This is a genomic window from Azospirillum fermentarium, from assembly GCF_025961205.1.
Classification (GTDB): Bacteria; Pseudomonadota; Alphaproteobacteria; order Azospirillales; family Azospirillaceae; genus Azospirillum; species Azospirillum fermentarium.
This window is the reverse complement of record NZ_JAOQNH010000002.1, coordinates 1,096,502-1,113,962: the sequence shown is the minus strand read 5'-3', so window position 1 is coordinate 1,113,962 and position 17,461 is coordinate 1,096,502. Positions and strand designations below refer to the sequence as shown.

At 61.6% G+C, this 17,461-nt stretch carries 21 protein-coding genes; 4 read left to right on the top strand and 17 right to left on the bottom strand.

Features of this window, described 5'->3' with window-relative positions; all coding sequences use genetic code 11:
• Window positions 1-11: 11 nt before the first annotated feature.
• The 4 genes from M2352_RS19870 to M2352_RS19855 all read right to left on the bottom strand — a co-directional run bounded on the left by M2352_RS19870 (window position 12) and on the right by M2352_RS19855 (window position 4,037).
• The gene (locus tag M2352_RS19870; protein WP_264666237.1) at window positions 12-1,118 is read right to left on the bottom strand and encodes a PA0069 family radical SAM protein; all 1,107 of its coding nucleotides are present in this window, start codon (window positions 1,116-1,118) and stop codon (window positions 12-14) included.
• 115 nt (window positions 1,119-1,233) lie between these two features.
• A complete protein-coding gene (locus tag M2352_RS19865) occupies window positions 1,234-1,935 on the bottom strand; it encodes a hypothetical protein (protein WP_264666236.1) in 702 nt (233 codons plus the stop codon).
• Window positions 1,936-2,391: 456 nt separating this feature from the next.
• Window positions 2,392-2,814: a DUF7831 domain-containing protein gene (locus tag M2352_RS19860; protein ID WP_264666235.1), complete on the bottom strand. Its 423-nt coding sequence runs from the start codon at window positions 2,812-2,814 to the stop codon at window positions 2,392-2,394.
• Window positions 2,815-2,816: 2 nt separating this feature from the next.
• A complete protein-coding gene (locus tag M2352_RS19855) occupies window positions 2,817-4,037 on the bottom strand; it encodes a tyrosine-type recombinase/integrase (RefSeq protein ID WP_264666234.1) in 1,221 nt (406 codons plus the stop codon).
• A gap of 216 nt (window positions 4,038-4,253) precedes the next feature.
• Here M2352_RS19855 and M2352_RS19850 point away from each other — a divergent pair, with 216 nt between their 5' ends.
• On the top strand, window positions 4,254-4,616 hold the full coding sequence (locus M2352_RS19850; RefSeq protein WP_264666233.1) for a hypothetical protein: 363 nt from the start codon (window positions 4,254-4,256) through the stop codon (window positions 4,614-4,616).
• Window positions 4,617-4,670: 54 nt separating this feature from the next.
• Here M2352_RS19850 and M2352_RS19845 read toward each other — a convergent pair whose 3' ends face one another.
• Window positions 4,671-5,360, bottom strand: coding sequence for an Abi family protein (locus tag M2352_RS19845; RefSeq protein ID WP_264666232.1), 690 nt, complete (start codon window positions 5,358-5,360; stop codon window positions 4,671-4,673).
• Between the two features lie 230 nt (window positions 5,361-5,590).
• On the opposite strand from M2352_RS19845, the gene M2352_RS19840 reads away from it, so the two are divergent.
• The gene (locus M2352_RS19840; RefSeq protein WP_264666231.1) at window positions 5,591-5,869 is read left to right on the top strand and encodes a hypothetical protein; all 279 of its coding nucleotides are present in this window, start codon (window positions 5,591-5,593) and stop codon (window positions 5,867-5,869) included.
• Complete coding sequence (locus M2352_RS19835) at window positions 5,866-6,087, top strand: hypothetical protein (protein WP_454464568.1); 222 nt, start codon at window positions 5,866-5,868, stop codon at window positions 6,085-6,087. Before M2352_RS19840 ends, M2352_RS19835 begins: the two co-directional genes overlap by 4 nt.
• A 56-nt stretch (window positions 6,088-6,143) precedes the next feature.
• On the opposite strand, the gene M2352_RS19830 is transcribed toward M2352_RS19835, so the two are convergent.
• Window positions 6,144-6,959, bottom strand: coding sequence for a Rha family transcriptional regulator (locus M2352_RS19830; protein ID WP_264666230.1), 816 nt, complete (start codon window positions 6,957-6,959; stop codon window positions 6,144-6,146).
• Window positions 6,960-7,491: 532 nt separating this feature from the next.
• On the opposite strand from M2352_RS19830, the gene M2352_RS19825 reads away from it, so the two are divergent.
• Window positions 7,492-8,577: a ParA family protein gene (locus M2352_RS19825; RefSeq protein WP_264666229.1), complete on the top strand. Its 1,086-nt coding sequence runs from the start codon at window positions 7,492-7,494 to the stop codon at window positions 8,575-8,577.
• A 160-nt stretch (window positions 8,578-8,737) separates the two neighbouring features.
• Here the strand turns inward: M2352_RS19825 and M2352_RS19820 are convergent, their stop codons facing one another.
• From M2352_RS19820 to M2352_RS19770, 11 genes are all read right to left on the bottom strand, one after another.
• On the bottom strand, window positions 8,738-8,902 hold the full coding sequence (locus M2352_RS19820; protein WP_264666228.1) for a hypothetical protein: 165 nt from the start codon (window positions 8,900-8,902) through the stop codon (window positions 8,738-8,740).
• 84 nt (window positions 8,903-8,986) lie between these two features.
• Window positions 8,987-9,397, bottom strand: a complete 411-nt coding sequence (locus M2352_RS19815; protein ID WP_264666227.1) for a glycoside hydrolase family protein — start codon at window positions 9,395-9,397, stop codon at window positions 8,987-8,989.
• Between the two features lie 80 nt (window positions 9,398-9,477).
• The gene (locus M2352_RS19810; RefSeq protein ID WP_264666226.1) at window positions 9,478-10,014 is read right to left on the bottom strand and encodes a hypothetical protein; all 537 of its coding nucleotides are present in this window, start codon (window positions 10,012-10,014) and stop codon (window positions 9,478-9,480) included.
• Between the two features lie 25 nt (window positions 10,015-10,039).
• Entirely contained in the window at window positions 10,040-11,026 is a 987-nt protein-coding gene (locus tag M2352_RS19805) for a phage late control D family protein (RefSeq protein ID WP_264666225.1), read from the bottom strand.
• A 3-nt stretch (window positions 11,027-11,029) separates the two neighbouring features.
• On the bottom strand, window positions 11,030-11,236 hold the full coding sequence (locus M2352_RS19800) for a tail protein X (protein ID WP_406567293.1): 207 nt from the start codon (window positions 11,234-11,236) through the stop codon (window positions 11,030-11,032).
• Entirely contained in the window at window positions 11,233-11,832 is a 600-nt protein-coding gene (locus tag M2352_RS19795; protein ID WP_264666224.1) for a phage tail protein, read from the bottom strand. The genes M2352_RS19800 and M2352_RS19795 overlap by 4 nt, the downstream gene beginning before the upstream one ends.
• A 31-nt stretch (window positions 11,833-11,863) precedes the next feature.
• On the bottom strand, window positions 11,864-14,488 hold the full coding sequence (locus M2352_RS19790; protein WP_264666223.1) for a phage tail tape measure protein: 2,625 nt from the start codon (window positions 14,486-14,488) through the stop codon (window positions 11,864-11,866).
• Window positions 14,489-14,655: 167 nt separating this feature from the next.
• Window positions 14,656-14,934, bottom strand: a complete 279-nt coding sequence (locus M2352_RS19785) for a phage tail assembly protein (protein WP_264666222.1) — start codon at window positions 14,932-14,934, stop codon at window positions 14,656-14,658.
• A gap of 95 nt (window positions 14,935-15,029) precedes the next feature.
• On the bottom strand, window positions 15,030-15,536 hold the full coding sequence (locus tag M2352_RS19780) for a phage major tail tube protein (protein ID WP_264666221.1): 507 nt from the start codon (window positions 15,534-15,536) through the stop codon (window positions 15,030-15,032).
• A 12-nt stretch (window positions 15,537-15,548) separates the two neighbouring features.
• Entirely contained in the window at window positions 15,549-16,973 is a 1,425-nt protein-coding gene (locus tag M2352_RS19775) for a phage tail sheath subtilisin-like domain-containing protein (RefSeq protein ID WP_264666220.1), read from the bottom strand.
• Window positions 16,974-17,137: 164 nt separating this feature from the next.
• Complete coding sequence (locus tag M2352_RS19770) at window positions 17,138-17,455, bottom strand: hypothetical protein (protein ID WP_264666219.1); 318 nt, start codon at window positions 17,453-17,455, stop codon at window positions 17,138-17,140.
• Window positions 17,456-17,461 lie beyond the last annotated feature (6 nt).

Genomic DNA, 17,461 nt, shown 5'->3' with positions numbered 1-17,461 from the left:
GCGATCCTCGATCAGAACAGCGCCAGTTGATCCCCCGCCCGCGGTGGCGGGGCGAAGCGGCTGCAATCCAGGTTCATGCTGTCGCGGTTGCGGGTGTTCAGCCCCAGCCGGCGGCAGGCGGCGTGGAAGCGCGCCCGCAGCAGGTCGGCATAGACCCCGTGGCCGGTGAAGCGGCGCCCGAACTCCGCCTCGTACAGCTTGCCGCCGTGGCAATCACGGATCAGCCCCAGCACCCGTCCGGTGCGGCTGGGGGTGTGGGTGTCGAGCCACGACCGCATCAGCTCCTTCACCTCATGGGGCAGGCGCACCAGGATGTAGGCGGCCCCCACCGCCCCGGCATCGCGGGCGGCGGTGAGGATGGCATCCAGCTCATGATCGGTCAGGCCGGGGATCATGGGGGCCGCCATCACCACCACCGGCACCCCGGCGCGGCTCAACGCTTCGATGGTGGCCAGACGGCGGTGGGGGGCGGAGGCCCGCGGCTCCAGCGTGCGGGCGATGGTGGGGTCGAGCGTGGTGACCGAGATCCCCACCTGCACCAGCCGCCGTGCGGCCATATCGGCCAGGATGTCGAGATCCCGCAGCACCAGCGCCGATTTGGTCACCAGGGCCGCCGGGTGGTTGAAGGCCGACAGCACCTCCCACAGCCCGCGGGTGATGCGCAGTTCCCGTTCCACCGGCTGATAGGCGTCGGTGCTGGTGCCGAGGGCGATGGGACGGCAACGGTAGCGGGGGGAGCGCAACTCGGCGTCCAGCAAAGCGGGAGCATTGAATTTGGCGAACAGCCGCGTTTCGAAATCCAGCCCCGGCGACAGGCCGAGATAGGCATGGTTGGGCCGGGCGAAACAATAGACGCACCCGTGCTCGCACCCCTTGTACGGGTTGATGGACTGTTCCAGGGGGATGTCGGGGGAATCGTTGCGGCAGATCAGGCTGCGCGCCGTGTCGGGCAGGACGGTGGTGCGCAGCGGTGGTTCGTCCCCCTCTTCACGCACCCAGCCGTCATCGACCGCCTGTCCCGTCAGGCGGTCGTAACGGGGCGCCGGATTGCCCACCGCTCCGCGGCCTTTGTGCGCCCGGCCGGGAAGCATGTCGTCGGGGTACGGATCATCCTGCATGGGGAGAGGATGGTGGCACAAAAAGAACAAATCAAGAACTTTTGTGGGCTGACGCTTTGGCACCCGCCCTCCCGTCAACCGAGTGGATTATTGCCCAGGCGGAGGGCGGAGGGCTTCAGTTGCTGCTGACCATGGCCTCGGCCGCCGCTGCCGCAATCTCCTTCAGCATCACCGACCTGAACGCCGGTGAATCCATCTCAGGCGCCATCCGCCGCAATGTCACAAGCCCGACCGAGTCCTGATTGAGCTTCACAACCGCGTCCCGCCGCAGGACATAGAATCGCCACTGATTGAGATCGAAGGCATCCCATTTGCTGGCGTCCGTCTCCGTCTGGACGCAGAAAACGTAAAGATCTGAATTGTAGGATCGTTCATCGGCAAAGAGGCCCGTCTCGGCGGACCATGTGCGTGCCCGCAGCCCTGAGAAGATGATTTTGGAGCTTGGGTGATGGGTGTGCCACCGCTGGCGGTATGAGCCGCACTTCACCTCGATCTTAACCCCTTCCGAGGTCACCAGATCATGGGCATCCCATTCCACCCGGTCCGGTGCCAGGGGAATATCAAGGAGCCGTGCGACCATCCATTCCGCAAAGACGCCGCGTGTGGTGTTGACCAGGAGATCACTGAATGCCCAGCGCCAGAAATCAACGATCACTCCGGTGGGAGCACCCGGCCCGTGAAAGGCGCGCTGGTCACCGGTCCGCCGTAATACCTCGTCCTTCAATGCCATCTCCCCAATTTCCTTGGTCTTGATGGTTGAAGAATGTCCCGTAAAATCGCGCAATGGAAGTTTTTTTGCAGTGTTTACATCCTTCACGGGGCACGCTGCGACGAACGCAGAGCCGGCCCAGCAAGCGGACCGCGCTTCCGTGAATCCCGAAACCCCGCCCGAAACCGGCGGGGCTTATTTCCCCCACGCAGAACGCGGGTTTCGAAAAACCATTTGCCGCCTGTGGGTAAAGGAGACGATACCCGAGCCATAAATTTTTTCAATGGGGAGGGGTGGTGCCCAGGGACGGAATCGAACCGCCGACACGGGGATTTTCAGGCTTCATTATTATGGCTTGTTTATTGGCGTAGACATAAATCCCAGCCTACTTTGTACGGATATTGTACGGACGTATTTTATTTTGCCAGAAATAGGCTGATAGGGTCAAAAAATCATTCACACAGGTTAAATTTTAAGACTTTATTCCTTATTTCTCGCCTCCAAAAACATCCCATGGTAGATAAAGCGATAGAGATTATTCGTTAAAGATGGCTGATGGATCAATCACCCAATGCCGTCTTTCCGGGCTTCGGGGATGGCGCCGGGGATCGTTTTCAGTTCCGTCAGCCGGCGGCGAAGGTGCAGGGCCGTCAGCGGGGCGACGTCTTCCAGGCGACAGACTCCGGTCCCGATCCCGGCCTTCGGGAAGACGACGGTCAACCCGTCTTCCAGGGCGCGGCGGACCGCGGCGACGTCTTCATCGATCTTCCGGCAATTCGCTTCCAAGTCGGTGTCCGACCACGCGAAGGACACATGGTCGCCCGGCCCCTTCTTGAACCGGATGCCGATCGCGTTCGGTTCACCCCGGCAAGCGTGCGCCTGTCCGCCGCGCCCCTTCCGGGTGTCGTCGTCGCTGAAGACGAAGACGCAATCCCGGCGGCGGCGGACATCGTCGCGGGTGATGAAGGGCTTCGACCGGATCGGCATGGTCAGTCCCCGAACACGGCGCGGTTCGCGGCTTCGGCCATGGCCTTCCGGCGGCGGATCGCGTCGTCGTCTTCGAACAGGTGCCCGTACACATCAAGGGTCACATGGGCCGATGAATGCCCCATGGCCTTCTGCACCTCCTTTATGTCGGCCCCGGCTTCGATCAGAATCGATGCGCGGAAATGACGAAGGACATGCATTCCGCCGTACCGGGCTGTCTTCTTGCCGGTGGCCGGGTCAACCTCGACGACGCCGGCTTCGCGCTGGAGCGGACCCCACCACCGATTCACGATGTTCGCCAGGGACTCGACGCGCCCGGATGCGTTCGGGAAGACCAGCCCCAGCTTGCCCGGCGGGCAGAGCACCTGCCATGCCTTCAGGTCGCGGACAAGCTCGCTGGGAAGGTACAGGGTCCGGTATCCGGCCTTTGACTTCGGGGTTCCGATGTCTCCCTTTTCGTCGGCGCGCTGGACGATCTCGACCGTCCCGGATGCGGCATCGAACGCCGCCCAGGGAAGCCCCCGTATTTCGGATGACCGGCAGCCGGTGGCGATCGTCGTCCTGATGAACAGGTCGAACCACTTGTGACGGCTCAGCCCCGCCTTGTTTCGGGCCGCCGGGAAATCGCCCGTCGCCCAGCGTGCCAGGACGGACACCAGGGCGCGGACCTCCGCTTTCGACGGGATGACGACCTTGCTGTCTTCGCGGCCCGAGTTGATGATTTTCACCGGAAGGGCGGTGTTTGCCCCGATCATGCCGCGGGTCATGGCCTCGTTCAGCATTCCCTTCAAGGACGTCAGGATCTTGCGGGTCATGACGCGGGAGCGGCCATTCCGAAGAAGCTCATCCCGGAAGTACGCGACTTGCGGAGTCGTGAGTTGGGTCAGCCGGACGCCGCCCAGGAACGGCACGATGTGGTTGTCGATGTGCGACCGATATTGACCAAGCGTCGATTCCTCAGCCGGTGGGCGGCCGTTGCGCCCGTTCTTCACGGCTTCCAACCACACTTCGGCGGCTTCGCGGACGGTCACCGATTGGCTGTTCGGAATGTGCAGCCCTTGCTTGACCTGGATCGTGACCGTCGCGGCGAATTCCTCCGCTTCCTTCTTGCGGTCAAAGCTCTTTGAACGGTCCTTGCCGAACTGGTCGGTATACCGGACCTGCCACCCCTCCCCCTTGGTGCCTGTGGCGCTTGTCCATGTCCGCTTCTTCACGGTTGCCATATTTTTTGATCTCTCTGGCCTATTCCATTTCGTATCGCCATAAGGCGCTGTTCTCCTGGATCATGGGGTGATGGCGCGGAACGGCGCAAGCCAAAAATGGCGTAACGCCATTAAAGATTCCAAAATGCCATATGTCGTGTTGACATGATTTGGGGGGAGGCATATAGCGGTTGATGCCGACGACGGCCATCGTTCCCCAAGCCAAAGGAATCCCGCATGTCTGCGATTGCAGTCCCCGCGAAGGCCGCGCCCCCCATGCGCTTCGCCTCCGATGTCTTCCGCTTTCAGCCGGGCGCCGGTTTCCATAGGCTCATGGACGCGGCCCGGAGTCTGGTCAGGGCCAAGGTTTGTCCGCCGCGTGAGCGGTTTTGCCTGATCCGCCGGGACGGGGGTGTCCTGCGCTTCTACGCCGGGCCGGCGGTTAAGGAAGATCGCGGGATCGTCGATGCCTGGACCGACGATGCAGGGCGCGCCTTCCTGGTCAGCACCCGCGGCTTTGCCGACTATCTTGCCATCCGCGTCCGCCGCCGGATGCCGGACCCGGCCCCGGTCCGCGTTGCTTCGGTCTTGGCCGGGTGATGGAACAGATGCACAAAAAAGGGCGTAGGGAATCCGGCCTGAAGGGCAACAAGGTCAGGCAAAATCGGCCGGGTTTGGACGTTGAGCGATGATGCTGTCCAGGGGACAGGTCGCCTCGACATAATGTGCGCTAACCGGGCAGCGATATCCAATCACCCTGATAATATCAGAGAGAATCTGTTCAGGTAGCTTGTCATACATGGACTTGTGGTGTGCAATACGATTCCTATAAGCACTCAAGCGGTCGAGTTCTGCTAGAATATCAGCTTGGGTGATATTGCTGGGGACATGACGAAATCGTGAGGCAATCCCTGATTTCCAAAGGATTGGCGTGAAGCGAACAGCCAGAAGGTGACACCAAAAGCCAAACGTGATACCGGCAATGATGCGGTCTGTGGTTACAGGTTGGCCGGACTTGTTGATACGGCCACGAACTTTCCGAAGTTGATCCATCCAATGCGGATCAAGCTGCTTAAGAATGTCCTTGTGCTTCGTCCACTTTGGCCCTCTCGCCGCCTCGGCTGCTTCCGAGATTGCGTTGCGAACTGTAACTTCCAATATCTGCATCGGAAAATACAGTGACTCACAGATGCGTGCGTTCCATAGATACAGACGCAAAGCTTGTTCCGTATCGCCGTTCGCCATCCGCACATACTCATTCATCCGAGTAGGCGATATCGCCTGATGAATTGCGGTCGTCGCCGAAGGGAGCAATCGAAAATGAGCTTGCAGATAGCGATGCACCGACCTATCTTCCCTGTATGAGTCGTGAGTGAATTCCCTGCCTATCTAAAGCGCCCCCTCCGTGGATCAGCGCCGGGCATAATCCTCACGGACAAAGAACGTGAAAGGCCGGTGCGCAAGCGCTGGCCTTTCGCATTTCTAGCAGACGCGCACCTGTTCCGCTACAGTTTGAGCGTATTTTCGCGCATGGCATGTGCTGGCGATTGCTAAATGATCGGGCAGAATATTTCATGACCGATACCACTACCGGCAACCTGAACATAAGGGAAGCCCTTGCGCGGATCGACCGCACCCAAGCCGAAGCCGGGAAGCTTCTGGAAGAAACCCTGAAGCTGGTCGCGGAACAGCATAAACTCTTGGTCGAACAGCAGAAGCTTGCGGCGGAAGCCGACAAGCTGCGGCGCGACCATGGCCTTGCCCCGTGGGCGCTCGCCATGGCGACCGTCGGCGCGGCAACCGGGCTGGTTCTTGCGATCGTGACAGCACTCCAAAGGATGGGGGTCTTTTGACCCCCATGACCCCGGACCGCTTCCGTGAATGCCTGGATATCCTCGGCTGGTCCCAACGGGGGTTCGCCGAGATGATCCACCGTGATCCCCGGCAGATTCGGCGCTGGGCCGCTGGGCAGTACAGCATTCCCGACGACGTCGGCGCGTGGCTGGAACGGCGGGCAACCGCGATGCAGGCGGACCCGCCGCCGCTCCCGGCCAAGACGCAGGTCGCCTGACCGTCTCCATGGGCAAAGAGGGAAGGGCGCCCCCGTACAAGGGGCGCCCGTTGCGTTCAGCCCACCAGCAGGGACAGGCCCCGGTGAACCCCGATGGTTGGGATGTCCTGGTGCTTCAGGGTGCCGCCCGGCAGCGGCCGGCGTTCGACCACCCGGCCCAAGGCCGCGACCTGACGGCGGTCGTCCATGTCGGTCCAGACGCGCCCACGGCGAAGCATGTCGCCGTGGTCCAGAGGCACCAGCCGGCGCGCGGCGACGCCGCCGTCAACGCCGACCATGACCACTTCGGTCATGTCCCCGCCCAAGCCGACGTCGTTCGCGTCGAAGATCACGACTTCGCCGTCCAGGACCATGGCGCCCATCCCGTTTTCAAGAGGGAAGGGGCGGAAGGTGGTGGCGGCTGCTTCCAGCCGTGCTGCCACGTCGGCCAGCCGGACGGTATCGGTATGGCGGGCAGAGATGCGGCGTTCGTGCTGGCGGACCGGGACGATATGCGTCGGCGGGGGTGTCTGGCCCGCTGCTGTGGACGTCACTTCGTCGAAGACCTCGACGATCCGGATCGTGATTTCCGTTGCCCGGTCGGTTTCGGATTTGGTGCAGAGAAAAAGGGCTTGGCGCTTGTTCAGCCAGTTTTCACGGGCAGGGCGGCCGCCCTTGGGAGAGGTTTTCCGCACGGTGCGGAAAACCTCCCCAAACCGTTCAAGGGCTATACGGTGCCTTTCGATCAGCGGTCGAATATCAGCTTGGCGCGCGAAGCCAAGAGCTTCGGCAAGCCGAAGGTCGCGAATGCGCGGCTCATGATTGATGGTGGTGTTGATGTCGGAAATGGTTAATGCGGACACAGCTTGGGTGTCGGCAGTCGGAACGGTCATATCAAGCCCCTTCTGAGCGGCATTGTATTGCCGTCACCAAGGGAAGCTTGTTAGACCGCCCCTGGCAGCGGGGGCTAACAACCCGTCAGAAGTCGGGCGGAGTTATTCCCCTTTCGGGTCTTATATTCCTCGCACCCCCGCCATAGGGACCGCACGGATAGAATCCGGACGTGAAAGTCGTGTGACGGGCGACAGCCGCTTCTGAACAGGAGTTGTTAGCTCCGTCCCAAGCCCTACGGTTTTCATGTCGCTCTGTCAAGGGCAGCTTAACCCTATGGAGGTAACTTTATGGGGGCAAGCGTAATATGACAAAGCGCCATTATTTTCCATTTCGCCATATACGGGAAAATGTGTCTTACATTCTCCCCATTAAAAATATATATTGTCGCATCTGTGGGAGGGAGCGCTAGAGGCAAGGTTTTTTTGACACTCATCTTTTCTTAATCAGGGAAAAATGTTATGTCACAATAATTAGCAACCTAAATTCTCCAAAATATTCCTGATTCCTAAATACAACACATGGAAATATAGAATGTCTGTAAATATATATTGCTTTTACAATAACAAAGGCGGTGTTGGGAAAACTACGTTATGCACGAATTTGGCTTCTAATTATGCAAAAAAGCATCAAAATAAAAAAATATTAGTAATTGATATGTGCCCTCAGGCAAATTCGTCTCAATTTTTCCTTGGTGGGGGAGAAGCTGGGTATAACGTAAATCAAAAAATTCAAAAAACGTCTGGAAGAAAAAATATTGTTGGATTTATTGATTGGGTTTTAAAAGGAAATTCAAGTTTTACAACAAAACCAAGAAGTACTTATGGAATACAAATTTCTCAGTATAATGAGAACATTAGCGATAATTTATATCTTATTGCTGGCGATTCATTTCTTGAGTCCTTATCTTTGGGTTTGAACTATGCTGTTCTGAATCCTGTAAATAAAAATGCTTGGCGTGATCATATGGTTGCAATTCGTAAGCTATGTCATTTTGAATTGGAGCAAGACCCTAAGAGATATACAGAAATGACTGTATTTATAGATTGCAATCCAAGCTTTTCTATATATACTCAAATGGCTTTAGTGTCTTCTGATCATTTGATATTACCTGTTATGGCTGATTATAGCTCTCTTGAGGGTATAAAAGGTATTTTTATGCTTCTTTATGGTAAGCATCCATCGGAATCAAACAAAAAATATGCAGAAGATATAGTAACTTTCTATAGCCAAGTAAGGCAATTTAACGTTTCTCTCCCAAAAATTTATGAGATAATCTTTAATAATTATACGGCAAATCGCGGCGTGGCGATGGCTTATGATGCTATAAGAAATGACATTATTCAATATGCCTATCAACAATACAATGATTTTCCAGAATTATTCTATGATGATGGAAGTTTTGCAGAAAGTGAAAGAGATTTCGTTATAAGGTACGTATCAAATGTCAAAGATTTTCATACTTCCGGGAAAGTATCAGCTTCTCTTGGTATACCTATACTGTCACTTACTAAAAAAGCCTCTTATGTTATGCCGGACGGTGATAAAATCAATTTACCTTCATCGAATTATGCGCTGACTATTGATGAAATAAAGCATTTAACCGATAGAATTATTTAAAGGAAATTTTTCTATTTTTTTGATCGGATTTTTATTGCCGATCCAGGAAAATTTCTTCTCTGATGCCTCCTCTGAAGGTGGTATTGTTTCTGAATAAAGGAGCAGCTATGAGCGGGGCCGCTCCTTTATTTGGTTAATAAAATTAATTCTCAACTATACCCTACATGCCGCCAACCAGAGCAGGGATCAGCCGCCCCAGGAAGCCCGACAGGTCGGTCGTTCCGGTCAGGTAGTCGGCCAAGGCGGCAACGACCGCCACGCCGACGACCAGCTTCCCCTTGTGGCGTGCCAGCATTCCGCCGCGGGCGATGATGTTCAGGTTCATTGTGATTGCCCCTCCTATGGGCATGAAAAGAGCCGCGGGCGGGATGCCGGCGGCTTGGTGGGGTGTGGTACAGGAATGCAGGCGTTACCCGTTCCGGATCAGCGCCACGACGCGCGGGCCGCGGACGCCGACCTGACGGAACCACGCGCTGTCTGTCGCTTCGGCTGCCGCCCGGCCATAGTCGCCCGCCTGAAGGGCGGCGAGCATCTTGCGGAAGCCCTTCAGCCGGTTGATGCCCATGTTGAAGCACATGTTCGCCACCGCCCGCTGACGGGGTTCGGACAGCCGGCGCCACCAGGGGAATTCCCGGTTAAGATCCGCGGTCACGCGCCGGATGTCGTTGTCCAGAAGGTACAGGGCTTCGTCGCGGCTGATGCCGACGTCGTCCAGGTTGCGGCCAACACCGACCGTCGTCTTCCCGGCGGTGCAGGTGTAGGCGCGAAGCTTCAGGTCTTCGTCGCGAATCAGGTCGGCCTTCAGTTGGTCCAGGTTCACGGGTGCTCTCCCTCAATGAAAAAGGGCCGCGCGGTGGCGGCCCTGGTGGTTGGTGGGTTGCGGTGCTTGGTGACGCCGGGTCAGTCCGGGGCGGCGTCGGTCCCCCCGCGGGTCAGGGTGAAGCCGACCATCCGGCGCAACTCGGACACCAGCCGGCCGGCTTCGTCGATGGCGTGTTCGCACACGGTCTGAAGCGGCTTGATCTGGGCTTCGACCTCGGCGCGGGTGGCGTAGGTCTTCACACCGTCGTCGATCCGCTGTTCGATCCGGCCGAACCGCTGGTCGTTCTGCTGATCCATGGCGTCGATCCGCTCGTACAGCCGGCGCCGGCCCTCGGAACTTGCCTCGGCGTGCTGGCGCAGGGCGTCCGCGACCTTGGCGTCCAGGGCGCGGATCTCGGCCACCACGGCGGCGGACGGGTCGGGCGGGCGGGCGTTCTGGGGCAGGTGCGGGGCGATGACCTGCCCCCAGACCAGGGCGGCGGCCTTCTTCGCGGTGAAGTAGGCTGCCAGAAGAACGACGAGAAGGACGGCGATGGTCCCCTTGTGCCCGCCGTCAAGGATGGTCGGGATCAGGTTTTCGACAATCCCGCCCGCCCCCTGCACTGTGTCTTGCATGAAATTGACCTCTCTGGCCGGGGCTTTACGCCGTCGTCTCGGCGGTGACGCTGGTCGTAAAGCCGCTGTTGCTGAAGGAATGTTCGACGGATTTCAGGGCGTATGACCCATCCACGCCCGGTCGGAAGCCGGAAAGCACGATGCGGGCTTCGGCGAACAGGTCCGGGCGCCCCGGCCCCGATCCGTTGAAGGACAGCTTCCCGCGCCCGAAGTCGTTCAGCTTCGCCTTGGCGCCGGCCTCCGCTTCTTCCCGCGTCCCGTAGGGGTCGCGGTCCAGGTAGGGGGAAACATCGTCACCGCCGTCGCCCACGGTCACGGCGGCCCGTTCGCCGGTCGCGTGGTCCTGGTAATAGGACGTGACCTTCCCGTGATTGCCGCGCTCGCTGATCTTCGCCTTCCAGGACGTGAAGTCCTTCGGGGTCAGGGCGACGGTCGGGATCGCCCCGCCGCCGGGGCGGGTGTCGCCGTGCCGCTTGGTGAAGATCAGCTTCCCGTCGGCGGGTTTGGCGACGGCGTCATGGTTCCCGGCAAGGCGGGTCAGGAAGGCCGCGTCGGACTCTTCCGTCTGGTCGATGTGGGGGACGACGATGGCCGATAGCTCGGGGTCGATCAGGGGCGTATAGCCGTTGTCGGCGGCGACCTGCCCGACGATGTCGCCGATCGTCTTCCCGTCCCACGACCGGAACTTGGGCGACCGGAAACCGCCGCCCAGGTCCGCGGCCTTGGCCCGGATCGCCAGCGAGCGGGGACCGCTGCCGACCTCGGCTTCATCGACCTTGAACGACCCCATGTAGACCGGGCGAAGGGTGGGATGATCGGCGTACCCCAGCCACAGGCGGATGTCCGCGTCCTTCGGCGGGATGGGGATGGCGGCGTCGCGGTCGTCGAAGTTCAGTTCCAGGCGGTCGGACATCTGTCCGGCTTCGTCCGTGACCTTGGCGTCCAGAAGGCGGGTGCGGACCACGTCGGTCCGGTCGATCCCGCCGATCTCAATTCGGAAATCGGGTTTCATGGTTCAGTCCCACAGGCGGATGACGCGCTGACGGTCCGGTTCCGGGTTGTCCGGCAGGAAGACCAGCAGGCCGGGCGGAAGGACCGGCCCTTGGTCCGCAAGTTCGGGGTTGGCGCGGAAGATGGATTCGACCGTTTCCTGTGTGCGGCCGTAATGCTTCCAGGCGATGTAATCGACGGTGTCGCCCTGACGGGTCTGGTAGATGATCAAATCGACCTCCCCGGTCCGAACGCCGCCTTCTGGGCAGGGGTGTAGGGGGCGCCGGTGGACGGGTTGACCTCGTTCGGTTTCGGCAGCCCGGCGCCGGGGGATACGGGCTTCTTGGCGGGGGCGGGGACGGTCTTCGACGCCGGCTTCGCCCCCACCTTCGGGGCCGCGGTTTCGGGCTGGACCTTGACCGGGGATGCGGCGTCGCCCTGGTCTTCGTGGTAGCGGACAAGGTCGATGCTGAAGTCGATCCGCCGGGGCGTGCCGTCGTCGAAGAAGACGCTTTGCGTTTCGGCGATCTTGGTGACCCCGTACCGGCCCCAGACCCGGCCCCGCCCGTCGGTCAGCAGCAGGGATTCGCCCTTTTCGGCCTCTGCCCTCATGCGGTCGAGTTGCCCAAGCCCGCCGCGGAAGTGGGGGAAGATGGAGCCGGACAGGCTGATCTTTTCCGCACCCGGCCCCAGGAACTGCGCCGCCGGCTGGACGGTCAGGCGTTCCTGAAGCGGCCAGCGGTATTCGGATTCGCGGTTCAGCGTGTCGTAAGCCGCGGTGTCCAGGCTGAAGCGGTAGTCGCCCAACGCCATCATGACGCCGGCCATGGGTGATCCTCCTTTCCTGTGAACAGGGACGTCAGTCGTGAAGGGCCGACCGGCGGGCGGACTCCGCGTCGCCGATCAGCCGTTCCAGGGCGTCGCGGACCTGATCGGCGATGGCCGCCGGGTCGGCGTTGCCGTTGACGGTGATGGTGATCGGCGCCGACACGCTGACGCCGCGGGCGGGGGACGCCCCGGCGATGGCCGCCGTTCCCGCCGACGTGGCGCCGGCCAGGACGTCCGTCGCCACCACGCCGGCAACCGCGGGCATGGTGGCGGATGCGTTCGCCGCCCCGCTGGACAGGGTTGCCAGGGCACCGCCGAACGCCGCCGCCAGCGGCCCGGACAGGGCCGGCGCGCCGGCCATCTGGACGCCTTCGCCGATGGTTCCGACCAGCGCCTTGCCGGAATAGGTCAGGGTCGAGAGGGGGCCGCGCTTGGCGTCGCTGAAGGGGAGGTATTCCCGGACCGACGCCAGCGTTTCCTTGACCGCATCCACCAGGGCCGACGCTTTCGCCTTCACCCCCTGGACGATGGTGTCGATGATCGCCGCGCCGGACGCCGACAGGTCGATCCCGGTCAGGTAGGCCACGACGGCGTTGATCCCTTCGGCGACCAGGGCAACGGGGCTGAAATTCTGGAACAGGGCGATGATGCCTTGAATAACGCCCTGGTCGAACGCGGTGGTGACGGCGATGAACCGCCCGATCACGTTGTCGATTGCCGCCCCGACCGTGTCGCGGATCGATGACCAGCCGGAAGTGGTCGCTTCCTTGACGCTGTTCCACGCTGTTGAGAACCAAGAGCCGACGTTGCTGACAAAGTTGACGATGGCAACGACCAAGCCGCCGACGGCGTTCCCCGCCTTGATGCCGAAGGCGGCGAAGCCGCCGCCCAGCCCATCGACCGGCCCGACCAGAGTGGTGATCCAGTCCCACAGGTCCGACAACGGCCCGGCGATGGCATCGACCGCCGGGCGGACCGGGGCGATTGCCCGGTCGAAGGCACCCTTGAACGCCTCCCACGCGATCGTCAGGTTTTCGGTGTTGTTCATGACCCACGCGACGGCCATCCCAACCCCGACCATGATGGCGCCGATGCCGGTTGAAATCAGGGCGGCCCGGATGATGATCGACCCCATGCGGAACATGGCACCGAGGTTGAGGAAGCCGCGCCCAAGGCCGGTGAACATGCCGGTCAGGAACTGCCCGGTGGTGATCGAGCCGGACTGAAGGAGCTCCAGCCCGATGCGCGCCTGAACCGCCGCCCGGTAGACCAGCGACCCCAGCCCCGTGAGGGGGAGGAAGGCCAGCCGCGTTGCGGTTGCCGCCACGCCCGCCGATTTGACCAGGACCGACGACGTCGTCAGGGCCGCCCCCTTCACGAAGGTCCAGGCGTAGCCGGTTCCGATGACGGCGATCTTCAGCCCGGCCAGCGCCACCGCCGTGCCGACGACGCCCTTGATGACCATGGGGTGCCGTTCGGCGAATTCGGCCAAGCTGGTCACATAGGGACCCATGGCCTTCAGGACCGATACGATCCCCGGCAGCAGGGCCGACCCGGTGTTGATCGCCATTTCGCGGGTCAGGTTCGATGCGATTTCAAGCTGGTTTTTCGCCGTTTCCGTCCGGATGGCGAATTCCTTCTGCATGGACCCGGCGTAATTGGCCTCAGTTGAAACGAGCTTCAGGTGTTGCTTGTATTTATCCATCCCCCCGACAAGCTTCGCCATGTCGTCGGAGTATTCGGCGCCGAACAGTTCCGCAAGGATGTCTGCCTGCGGGATCTTGTCCAGTGTCGATAGCTGTTCCAGAAATTTGTTCAGGGTGCCTTGGGCGTCCTTCGCAATCGCCTTCTGCATCCCCTTGGCGGTCCATCCCAGCTTGCCCAACGCTTCCTGGAATTTCTTGGACTGCGCCGGGGCCGACTGCATCTTGTTCAGCAGGGCGTTGATGCCGGTGGCCGCGACTTCCGGGGACGATCCCAGGTCCAGCATGGCCGTCGAAAGGGCGGCGGCTTGCTGGGTGGTCAGGCCGAATTGCTTCGCCACACCCCCGGTCCGCTTCAGAACATCGACGATTTCCGATGCCTTGGCGGTGGAACTGTCGTCCAGGCTGTTGATGGCGTCGCTGACCCGTTCGATCTGATTGATCGACAGGCCCATGATGTTGGCGATCTTGCCCATGGATTCGCCGGCGATTTCGGGCGGCATTTCCCAGGCGGTGGACATCTTGGCGACCGTCCGAGTGTAGGACAGAAGGTCGTCTTCCGCGATGCCCATGCGCCCGCCCGCTGCGACGATGGCCGCAAGGCCCGCCTGACTGATGGGGATTTCGCGGGACAGTTCCTTGATCGACTTTCCCATCGCCTGAAGACCGGCGGCCCCGTCCTTGAACTCGACGACCTTGCGGACGTCGGCCATGGCAGATTCGAATTCGATGGCCGGCTTGACCAGGGCGTTCAGGCTGGCCCCCAGGGCGAAGGCATCGACCATCTGGCCGCGCAAAGCGGCGCGGTTCTGTTCATTCGCCCTGGTCTGAATACGGATCGACCGTTCCAGACTGCCGACCTGATTCTTCACTTGGCTGATCGCCGTCCCCAGCGACGACGCCACCTTGCCGCCGATGGTGACCAGCACGGACGGTCCGGCGCCATTCGCCATAAGATACCCTCCGGACGGCGCCCCGCGTCAGCGGGACGTCGCCTTGTTGATTTGTTTTTGGACGTCGGCCGCGGCGCGGGTCCATTCCGCGATGTCGTCGGCGGTCAGGTCCAGGATGTCGGACAGGGTCCAGCCGGTCAGTTTGGACAGGACGACGATCGACCGTCTCAGGTCGTCGGCGTTTCCTGCCCTTTGAACTTTCCCAACTGTTCGGCCATCTTCGCCAAGTCGGCGGCGTCGATATCCAGGATGGTGTTCAGGGGCATTTCGCACAGGTCGGCGAACATTTCGAGCGACCGGCGCCCCTCGGACCCCTTGGATTCCATGAACTTCAGTTCGTCGCGCGCCTTGGGCCGGCGCATACGCAGCGCCTTCACTTCGACGCCATCGACCATGATCGGGAAATCGAGCGTGATGTCCGCGTGCGGACGCATATCTTTCGACATGGTGTCGTCTTTCTTGTCGGGCGCAAGAGGGCACCGTCCCGCGGGCCGGGCCGTTCCCTTGGCTTCGTTGATGGGGTGGTGCTGAAGGGGGCCGGTCAGACGCCGATCGCCTGACGGATGCCCTGAAGCTGATCGACGCCGCCGACCTTGCGGATCATGTTGACGGCGTCGATTTCGATCAGGTCTTCGCCGCCTTGATTGTAGCGGTAGTACCGGACCGACATGGTGAAGTCGGTTTCGCTGGGGTCGCCGGCCTTCCATGATCCCATGGCAAGCTTGGGGATCGAGCCGCGGAGGTTGACCACGATCGGGACCACGGCTTCGCCGTCCCGCTGAAGGGCGCCGCGGGCCGTGAACTGGACGGCGCCGCCGTCGGCCAGCCCCCAGAGGCGAAGGGCGTTTTCATCCGGGTCGGCCAGCTTGAACGTCGCTTCCATGGCCTCTTGGCCCATGTCCAGCTTGACGGGGACGTCCATGCCGCCGCCCCGGTATTCTTCTTCCTGGATCGACAGTTCGGGAAGTTCCAGTTCGCTCACAAGGCCGGCATAGCCCCGGCCATCGACGAACAGATTGAAGTTCTTCAGAACGCGCGGAATTGCCATTGCTCGCCGCCTTTACTTCGCGAAGATATCGGAAATGTAGGTGTTGACCAGATGCGACCGGAAAACGACCCGTTCCGCCGGATAGGGGGGCGTGAAGTCGAAATCGAAGTAGATCCGCCCATCCTGGATCGACGTCGGGGTGTTCAGTTCGGGGTCGGCCCAGATGTCGCCGCCGAGAATGGCGCCCTGTGCCTTCAGGCGGTTGAGATAGCCGCGCACACTTTCGATCACGTCTTCGACGTATGTCTTGGTGATGCAGCGATCGACCGCCCACAGGTGCGCCTTCAGCAGTGATTCGTTGATCATGTCCGCGGTGCGGCGGACGCACAGGAAGGCGAACTTGGGATCGGACGACGTCGTCCGGTTCCCCCACAGGCGGAACCCGTCCTGACGGATGACCGTCGCCACCTCCTTTTCGTTCAGCAGGTTGGCGCGGCTGTTGTAGTCGCCAAGGCTGAAATCGACCGGGCGGGAGGTGCCGACGATTCCATAGATTTCCTGGTTCGACGGCGACCACCAGAAACCGCGGTCCTGGTCGGTGCGGGCGATCAGGCCGGCAACGCGGGGCGACATGGGCGCCGGGACCATGGCACCGGACCCGGCGTCCATGACCAGGGCGGGCGGGTCGATCACATAGACGCGGTCGGACCCCCAATCCCCGCGGTAGGCGATGGCGTCGGCGTCGGTGGTTCCCGGACCGTCGGCGATGACGACCGCGCGAAGCCGTTCGGCGATGCCCAGCATTTCCGCGACGACCGGGTTCCGGTAGGGGCCGGTGACGGCGGTGGCCGCCGCACCCGTGCCGCCGCCGCCCGTCAGGGTAAGCGTCGGGGCCGACGTGTAGCCGTCGCCGTTCTTCGTGATGGTGATGGCCGTCACCTTGCCGCCGGTCACCACCGCGGCGGCTTCGGCCCCTTCGCCGCCGCCGCCGCTGATCGTCACGGCCGGGGCGGAGGTGTAGCCGCTGCCGTGGGCGGTCATGGTGACCGCGGTCACGGCGCCGGACGCACGCTTCGACGTGAAGCCGGGGGCGATCAGGATCTTCGGGGCGAAGCCCAAGACGGATTCCGCGGCGGCGAACGCCTGGACGCCCTCATAGGCGCCGGTCGTTTCGTTCACGCCGCCGATGATGTTCGCCAGGGTTTCGGCTTCGGCGTTGTCGCCTGACCCCGCCGCGACGCGGATCAGGGCGATCACGGCGCCTGCCTGATCGAAGATCGCATCGACCGCGCCCGGAAGGGTGCCGGTGGCGCCCAGCCCGGCGGCGTCGATCCGCTTGCCGGCGATCAGGACCGGCGTGTTCAGGGGGAACTTCGCCGGGTCGGCGTCCGGGGCGGTGCCGATCAGGCCGATCGTCGATGACCGGACGGTCCGGATCGGACGGGCACCGGACGTGATTTCCACAACCTCGACGCCGTGAAGGAACAATTCGGACATAAGGGGGTGTCCCTTTCATGCAGGCATGAAAAAGCCCGGCGCGCTGGCCGGGCGGGTTAGCGGGCTGTTGATGGCGGCGTTACGACGGCCAGTCCGCCGCCGGGTCGATGGCCATGTAGCGCGCCAGATGGTTTGACAGAAAGCGCCAGATGGTTTGACGCATGTCATTCCGGTTCTGGCGGCTTGGGGTAGGCCGCCTTGACCGCCGCCACGTCGTCCAGCCACCGCGCAGTCTCCGGTGGGAGTGGTGCGCCGGCATCAGCCAGCGCCTGCACGCACCGCGCCAGCGCGTCGAGTTGGTCACCCACTGGCGGATAGGCCACCCTGCGGGCGTCGCGGATGGCGGCAAGGCGCTCGTCATGGGCCAACTCGCGCAGCACGTAGGCGGGCCACGGCTCTCCGTTGACCGCTGTCTCGGTCACCTCATCGGTAACGGCGTGGGTCAAGGGATCATGCCCTGGGATCAGGATGGATTTCTGCATGTGGCG